This window comes from Psychroserpens sp., assembly GCF_045105015.1.
GTDB lineage: Bacteria > Bacteroidota > Bacteroidia > Flavobacteriales > Flavobacteriaceae > Psychroserpens.
This window is the reverse complement of sequence record NZ_JBGCCX010000002.1, coordinates 1-5,732: the sequence shown is the minus strand read 5'-3', so window position 1 is coordinate 5,732 and position 5,732 is coordinate 1. Positions and strand designations below refer to the sequence as shown.

Genomic DNA, 5,732 nt, shown 5'->3' with positions numbered 1-5,732 from the left:
CGACCTATAAATTTGAGATGCGTTGCAGCATCTATGAATGATTTATCAATTTTAAATCGACTACGTATTACGAAACCATCATACTTATGGATATTATTTTGAATGCCTTCTTTGGAAGACGAATAATCCACGTCATTTATAAACCCTAATGCGTTGAGTTGTTCAATGAGTAACGGATGATTGCTATCTAAATGTAGTATTTTCATAGTTGTCATTTCGACATGAAGAACAGAGTGATTGAGAAACCTAATATTGAGATGTCTCGAATGCGCTCGACATGACAGTTATATTAAATTTCTGGATATTTGGTTTGAGTCATATCGTGATCTACTTTTCCTGTATGAGCTGTAGTTAGTTTTTCAAACAATAACAAATGTACTTCTTCATTGTTTTTAGTACTTGGATTGTGTTCTACACCTTTTGGAACCACAATCAATTCACCTTCATTTACAATTTCAGTTCGATCTCTAAACTGCATGTGTAATGTGCCTTTAATGACTTGAAATAATTCGTCTTCATCGTCATGACTATGCCATACAAACTGTCCTTTAATTTTAGCTAAGATCACTTGCATATTATCGACAGTTGCAATACGATGCGGATGCCATTGTTTGGAGAATAAACTGTGTTTATGTTTAATATTAATAGGTTTCATAGGAATATACTTTGCGTGTTTAAAGTTACAAAGTTTTGCGTTAGTGATGGAGCATTTGTTGGAGCTCATTGAAGATAGCGACTTGCGAGAGCACGACCTTTAGGGAACGCCCTAAATTAAATGCCTAAAATCATTTTTGCAATCCAGAAATAGATTAAAATTCCGAATATATCATTACTCGTCGTAATAAATGGTCCTGTTGCAATAGCTGGATCAATACCTCTTTTGTCAAGAAATAGTGGCACAAATGTACCTATTAAACCAGCAACGATAATCACAACAATAAGTGAAACTGAAATGGCTAAAGCAGTGGTAAAATGGCCTTTAGTTGCCCAAACGAAAAGAAATAAAAAGACCGCTAAGATGGTACCGTTTAATGCAGCCAGAAGCATTTCTTTTATTAAACGACTATTGATACTTCCTTTAACGTCGTCATTTGCTAAACCTTGAACAATAATTGCACTAGATTGCACACCTACATTTCCTGCCATTGCGGCAATTAGTGGTGTAAAAAAGAACAATAGTGCATATTTTTCAAAAATACCTTGAAAGCCTTCCATGATTAAAAACGCTCCAACACCTCCAACAAGTCCTAAAAACAGCCATGGTAATCGTGCTCTAGTGAGTTCAATAATGCTATCATCTGCTTCAACGTCACCTGTGATACCTGCAGCCATTTGGTAATCTTTATCAGCTTCCTCCTTTAAAACATCAACGATATCATCAATAGTAATTCTTCCCAATAAAGTTTGTGCATCATCAACAACAGGAATGGCTTCTAAATCATATTTTGCCATTACTTTAGCAACATCTTCTACATCATCATGAACGTTTACCCAATCTACAGTGTCTTTAGAAATTTCTGCTATTTTTTGTTCACTTTTTGCAACAATTAGATCTTTAAGTGATAAGCGTCCAATGAGTTTATCTTCTTTATTGACTACATAAATAGAATGCACTCTGGTGACTTCTTTTGCTTGCCCTCTGATACGACGCAGACAGCCAGCAACAGTCCAAGTTTCGTAAACTTTTACTAATTCTTTGGCCATCAAACTACCAGCAGTATCGTCTTCGTAGGTAAGTAGCTCGGTAATTTCTTCACGATGCTCGTCATCTTCAATTCTAGAGATTACTTCTGCCTGACGTTCTTCAGGAAGTTCTGCAATAATATCTGCAGCATCATCGGTGTCTAGTTCTTCAACCTCCTCAGCAATTTCTTTAGCGGATAGGTTTTCAAGTATTTTTTCTCTGGTATCTTCATCAAGCTCAGTTAAAATATCTGAAGTGGTTTCAGAATCTAATAATTTGATGACGTATACAGCATCTTCAAGATTTAATTCGTCTAGAATTTCGGCAACATCAGCATAATGATATTCATTTAAAAGCGTTTTTAACTCTTTGTCACTTTGGTTAGCGACAAGAAGTTCTACTTGCTCAATGAGATCATCGGTAAGTTCAAATTGTATGTTATCTTTTTCTTCTATCAAGTTAGATGAATTAGTCTTTAACGTCGTTTTCAATCAGTTGTGTTAATTCTAAAAATGAATCAACAGTAAGTTGTTCAGGACGTTTGCCAAAGATAACATTTGCTTTTAAATTATCTGAAAGATTGAATGTTTTTAAACTATTCCGTAGTGTTTTTCTGCGTTGTTGAAAAGCTGTTTTTACGACTCTAAAAAATAGTTTTTCATCCACTGGTAAAGTGAAGTTTTCTTTCCGTTTTAATAATAATACTCCTGACTCTACTCTAGGAGGAGGATTAAAAACAGTTGGAGGCACAGTGAATAAGTATTCAGCATCATAAAAAGCCTGAGTTAATACTGAAAGAATCCCGTAAACTTTACTGCCTTCTTTAGAGCAGATTCGTTGCGCAACTTCTTTTTGAAACATTCCAGAAAATTCTGGTATTTGTTCACGCATCTCTAAGGTCTTAAAAACAATTTGAGTAGAGATGTTGTATGGGAAATTACCTATGATTGCAAAGGGTTGATCTTTGAAAATTTCAGTTAAATCGTATTTTAAAAAATCTTTTTCATAAACACGACTAGCTAAATTAAGGTAATTTGATTTTAGGTATTCTACTGATTCTGCGTCAATTTCAATGACATGTGTTTTGATGTCTTTTTTTAGCAAATATTTGGTAAGTACACCCATTCCTGGACCAATTTCTAAGACATCGTTATACCCATTTAAACTTAAGGTGTTTGCAATTTTTTCTGCAATCGACTCGTCGGTTAAAAAATGCTGACCTAAATGTTTTTTTGCTCTAACTGACATATTCTTTATTTGAATTTTACTGAATATTCATCCACAATTTGTAATTCTGTTCTGAACGCTAATGATTTTCCAGCAAATCGAGTTAGTCCATCTTGTCGCAATTTTTCGGCATCCTCTTTATAGTAAGCATCAAGTGCTTCTCTAGAATATGAACGATATTGAATGGAGTAGGTTTGGCCTCCCATTTCCTCTTCAACTAAGACTTTTGTTAAAGTTGCCTTTTCAAATTTTCCAGTAGACAATACTTGAGGAATGTGCTCTTTTATCCAAAGTAACCATTCATCATGAATGCTGTCATCGATATTGACAGTCACGTTGTAAATGTACATGTGTTTATAAATTATAAATTCTTTACAAATAACAGAAGTTCTTTCTCGTCATCAAAAGGTTTTATTGTTTTTTGGTAAGATAAGCCTAATTTTTCCAAAAGATGAATTGAAGGTTTGTTAATTGGAAGCGTTATTGCAGAAAGCGTTTTAATATTGAATGTGTTTTTAGCAAGCTTTACAATTGCTGTAGCGGCTTCAAAACCATAGCCTTTTTTATAATATTCAGGAAGCAAGGAAAAACCAATATCAACATGCTCTAAATTATTACGTTTTAGTAAACCTGTAGTACCAATTGATTTTAAATTTTCGTCTTTTATTTGAATTTTATAATAGCCGTAACCATATGTTTGGTAACATTTAAGTTGGTTATTTTCGATATGATTTCGAGCTTGATCAAGCGTTTTAACATTCCTGTCACCATTATATTTTAACCAACCAGATGTATTCATCAATTCTAGAAGAAACGATGCATCATCTACTGTGATTTTTGAGAGTACAAGTCTTTCAGTTTCTGCTATTATCATTAGTTTGTAATGCTACAGATTAGTTAATTGCATCACCACGAAGCATTCTAAAACGTTTCCTGGCTTCTATAAAATAGATGCTGTCTTCGTGATTAAAAATAATATTTTCATACAAAGGTTTTGCTTTTTCTGGCTCACCTAATTGGGTTTGATATAATTGGGCTAAATAAAAATGAGCATCATCTGCTAAAATGTCATCCCTGTAATTTGCAATTATATATTCGTAGTTAACCAAAGCCTTTTCATATTGTTTTGTTTTTTCAAACAATTTAGCTTGCATATATAGAGCTTGATCTTCTATAGTTTCACCTTTGTGTTCTTTCAAAATTGTATCTAAAAGTGAAATGGCATCTTCGTTTTTGTTTTGAAAAGCAAACAAATCTGCCTTAGAGTAAAGGCGTAAAGCCGCATGAAGAGAGTCTTCTTGAATATTATCTGAAATAAGTAGTTTTAAATCTAAAGCATCGTTTGCAATGAGTTGTGATGTTGAAGATTTTAAAATTTTAAGTTGAGATTCGGCCCATTCAAAATCACCTTTATAATAACTGGTTTTTGCCACTTTATATCTCGCTTGTTGAGAAATAGTACTGTTTTTTAAATTGGCTTGTATTTGAGAATAGTATATTAAAGCTTCATTAAACTTTTCTTGAAACACTAAAATATCTCCTAATTTTAGTTTTACAGTAGCTTCTTGAAATAACGATAATTCTAATTCTAGGCTTTCTTTTAAAAAATTACTGGCTTCTTTTGGCTCATGTAAATTAAACGCCAGAAAATCTCCATAAGCAATTTGTAGCGAAATGGTTTGCTCGTATGTACCATATTGCTTAAAAAGTTCTTGATATTTTTCTTGAATATCTTTAAGTTCTTTTTTATTGGCATTCTTGACTTCAATATCAAGGCGGTATTGATGAGCCGTAAGTCTGGTCTCAATATCTTGAGAGTTTTCTAATATATAATTAAAAATAGTGTTAGCAGTTTCATATTTTTTTTCATTTACAGCAGAGAGTGCTAGATCTGTAATACGACCTAAGCTTTCCGGATTTCTTTTGTACAAAGCTTTTTCTTGTACAAAAGCTTTATTGTATGCTTTTTCTTGAATATATAACCAACTAAGCATATCATACCACATTTCATCAGGTTGTGCTTGAATTTTTTTTAGCAGCAGTTTTCTGAGTGTTATGTTATTTTCATTATCACTATTTTCAGAAATAAAATCACTAAATGCACGTTTGCCATTATTCAAAAATGTAGGCTTAGATTGTATGTAGTCAATATAATTTGAAAACATCTCTTCAATGTTTCCAAGTTCACCATAAATACGAGCTAGCTGAACATTATAATTTTGTTTAGGATTAAGAATCATTCCCTTTTTGTAAACAATAATGGCTTTTTCTAGTAAACTATGATCTTGAAGTCGTTTTGCCACACTGTAAGTAAATGCTGGGTTTTGGTCTATAGCAATGATCGCATCAGTATAATAAGTTTCAGAAATTTCAGTATCACCTTTAAGTTGATAGTTGTAACCTAGTTCTACAAGTAGAGATGGATTATTGCTTTTTGAAATTCGTTCTAATAAAATAATTTGCGCATCATCATATTGTTCTAATTGTTGATGTGTTTCAATAAGTTTATAGAGGTATTTGTAGTTGCCTTGGTTTTTTTCGTAAAGCTTTTTGTAAGAGATAAGTGCTTTTTCAAATTCACCACGTTTGAAATAACTATCTGCTAATTGTTCGTTTTGCGAAGAACCAAGCATACACGAAAAAATAAAGATGATAATTAAAAATTGCTTCATGCCACTAATTTATGTAAATATAACTTATGCTGTACTTACATATTGTGAATGTTTTTATAAAAAAATGCCTAAACGTGAGTTTAGGCATTACCAATCAAAATAAATGTGCTATTAATCATTGTATAAAAATGATTCAATTATTCTGCTGT

Annotated in this window: 6 protein-coding genes and 1 pseudogene; all 7 read right to left on the bottom strand. The window is 32.5% G+C overall.

Annotated features, from left to right (window positions below; translation table 11 throughout):
- Window positions 1-206, bottom strand: a pseudogene (locus AB8B90_RS00135) (hydroxyacid dehydrogenase); the annotation flags it as partial.
- An 83-nt stretch (window positions 207-289) separates the two neighbouring features.
- Window positions 290-655, bottom strand: coding sequence for a cupin domain-containing protein (locus AB8B90_RS00130; protein ID WP_405332316.1), 366 nt, complete (start codon window positions 653-655; stop codon window positions 290-292).
- A 116-nt stretch (window positions 656-771) separates the two neighbouring features.
- Entirely contained in the window at window positions 772-2,142 is a 1,371-nt protein-coding gene (gene mgtE / locus AB8B90_RS00125; RefSeq protein WP_405332313.1) for a magnesium transporter, read from the bottom strand.
- Window positions 2,143-2,152: 10 nt separating this feature from the next.
- On the bottom strand, window positions 2,153-2,932 hold the full coding sequence (gene rsmA, locus AB8B90_RS00120; protein ID WP_405332310.1) for a 16S rRNA (adenine(1518)-N(6)/adenine(1519)-N(6))-dimethyltransferase RsmA: 780 nt from the start codon (window positions 2,930-2,932) through the stop codon (window positions 2,153-2,155).
- Window positions 2,933-2,937: 5 nt separating this feature from the next.
- Window positions 2,938-3,261, bottom strand: a complete 324-nt coding sequence (locus tag AB8B90_RS00115; protein ID WP_405332308.1) for a DUF4286 family protein — start codon at window positions 3,259-3,261, stop codon at window positions 2,938-2,940.
- A gap of 11 nt (window positions 3,262-3,272) precedes the next feature.
- On the bottom strand, window positions 3,273-3,785 hold the full coding sequence (locus tag AB8B90_RS00110) for a GNAT family N-acetyltransferase (protein WP_405332306.1): 513 nt from the start codon (window positions 3,783-3,785) through the stop codon (window positions 3,273-3,275).
- A gap of 19 nt (window positions 3,786-3,804) precedes the next feature.
- Complete coding sequence (locus tag AB8B90_RS00105; protein WP_405332303.1) at window positions 3,805-5,583, bottom strand: tetratricopeptide repeat protein; 1,779 nt, start codon at window positions 5,581-5,583, stop codon at window positions 3,805-3,807.
- Window positions 5,584-5,732 lie beyond the last annotated feature (149 nt).

Bases quoted from the DNA above. Each gene is read 5' to 3' on its own strand.
- AB8B90_RS00105 (WP_405332303.1), bottom strand. From the start codon at position 5,583: ATGAAGCAATTTTTAATTATCATCTTTATTTTTTCGTGTATGCTTGGT.
- rsmA (WP_405332310.1), bottom strand. From the start codon at position 2,932: ATGTCAGTTAGAGCAAAAAAACATTTAGGTCAGCATTTTTTAACCGAC.
- AB8B90_RS00115 (WP_405332308.1), bottom strand. From the start codon at position 3,261: ATGTACATTTACAACGTGACTGTCAATATCGATGACAGCATTCATGAT.
- AB8B90_RS00130 (WP_405332316.1), bottom strand. From the start codon at position 655: ATGAAACCTATTAATATTAAACATAAACACAGTTTATTCTCCAAACAA.
- AB8B90_RS00110 (WP_405332306.1), bottom strand. From the start codon at position 3,785: ATGATAATAGCAGAAACTGAAAGACTTGTACTCTCAAAAATCACAGTA.